At 63.8% G+C, this 1,855-nt stretch carries 1 protein-coding gene; it reads right to left on the bottom strand.

What is annotated here, in order from left to right:
- Positions 1 to 88 precede the first annotated feature (88 nt).
- On the bottom strand, positions 89 to 1,450 hold the full coding sequence (gene ltrA, locus KJQ96_RS38395; RefSeq protein ID WP_213291144.1) for a group II intron reverse transcriptase/maturase: 1,362 nt from the start codon (positions 1,448 to 1,450) through the stop codon (positions 89 to 91).
- Positions 1,451 to 1,855: the final 405 nt, after the last annotated feature.

Below are 1,855 nucleotides of genomic sequence, written 5' to 3' on the forward strand. Positions count from 1 at the left end.
AATCGGCATAGGGGGCGACCTTGTGGGTCGCTCCCCTGCCACACCACCCGGCATGCGGGTCCGCACCGGGCGGTTCGAGGGGTTGAGGTCATGAGAGCCGGGGCAGTCCCAGCCGGTCCGACCAGTTCAGGGTCAACACAGCGTTGAGGAGCATGCCGCTGTTACGCCACCAGCGACGGCTGTTGGCCGCCACCTGTCGCGCAACGTGAGGCTTGGCTCCCAGCGCCAGCAGTTCCCTATACATGGTCGTACCGCGCTTCCACTGCTTGAGCTGGATGGCGCGCAACCGATGACGCAGCCACTGGTCGAGCTCTCGCCAGACCTTCGGCGTTTGCGCCAGCCGGAAGTACGCCTTCCAACCCAGAACATAGGGCCGCAGATGATCCACCACCTCCTGCATACTGCGCCCGCCACTGCGGCAGGTCAGTTGCCGGATGCGCTGCTTGAACGTCCTCAGCGGCTTGACGGCGACCTTGCGTTTGATCACTCCGCCCGGGGCTACCCAGAAGCTGTAGCCGAGGAACTTGCGACCGAACACACTGGTCACTGCGCTTTTGGTCTCGTTGACCGTCAAGCGCAGCTTGCCGTAGAGCCGCCGAAGCAGCGCCATCACCCGTTCACCTGACCGGCGGCTGCGGACGTAAACGTTCGCATCGTCGGCGTAGCGCACGAAGCAATGGCCCCGGCGTTCCAGCGCCTTGTCCACTTCATCGAGCAGGACATTGGCCAGCAGCGGCGATAGCGGCCCGCCTTGCGGCGTCCCCATCGTGCGCGTCTGGACCACGCCATCGTCCATGATCCCGCTGTTCAGATACGTCCGGATCAGCCGGATGACACCGGCGTCTCCGATCCGTTTCTGAAGGCGGTCGATGAGGATGTCGTGATCGACCCGGTCGAAGAAGTTTTCCAGGTCCACATCCACCACGATCCGGCGGCCCGATTGGACGTATGACTGCGCCGCGAGGACGGCATCATGTGCGTTTCGGCCCGGTCGGAAGCCGTAGCTGTGCTCGCTGAAGGTCGGATCAAGAATGGGCTGCAGCACTTGCAGCAGCGCCTGCTGAATCAAACGATCCGTCACCGTCGGGATGCCGAGCTCGCGCTCGCCGCCCTCTGGCTTGGGAATCGTCACCCGTCGTACCGGACTGGGCCGGTACGTCCCCGACAACAGTTGCTCACGGATCGCGGGCCACGCCGTGCGCAGACGTTCGGCCGTCTGGTCAATGTCCAGACCATCCACACCGGCTACGCCTTTGTTGGCCCGCACCCGCTTCCACGCCTGTTGCAGGTTCTCTCTCGTCAGCGCCGCTAAAAACAGCGCTGACCCTGTGCTCTCCAATCCATATCGCGGGCGACGAGCTTCATCGCTGCCCGGGCCACACGCGGGTTCACCGCGTCCTACCCCGGGCCGCCCTGCTTGCGCAGGCATCTGATGCGATGCTCGCCACATCGACATGGCGTCGAACACTTCCTCTCGTTCGGCCCTTCGCCTGCAGGACGGCTTCGCAGCCTTCCCACCGACTACTACGACCTCGGCTGACTTCTCGCTCCGGCTCGACACCGTCGCCCTTTCAGGCATAAGGCGAGATCTCCCCAGGTAAGAACGCACTCCTTCACTGCACGACCGCCGGATTTACGCCGCTTCCCCTTGATCACGAGAGCTTCGCGGTTTCTTGCCCGCTCGCCCTGGTCGGCAACGCCATCTATCCGGTTCTCGTTCATCGGCCCGCAGCTTCGCTCCACGCTTCCTCCCCACATTCGGTCGCCCTCATGCAGTTGCGCTTCGCTTCGCTCGTTGTGATCAACTCGCGGTGGGACTTGCACCCACAAGAGTACGCTCATGCTGGGCGCACAA

It is taken from the genome of Bradyrhizobium sp. sGM-13 (genome assembly GCF_018398875.1).
GTDB lineage: Bacteria > Pseudomonadota > Alphaproteobacteria > Rhizobiales > Xanthobacteraceae > Bradyrhizobium.

Coding starts and splice junctions, on each gene's coding strand:
- ltrA (WP_213291144.1), bottom strand. CDS start 1,450: ATGTGGCGAGCATCGCATCAGATGCCTGCGCAAGCAGGGCGGCCCGGG.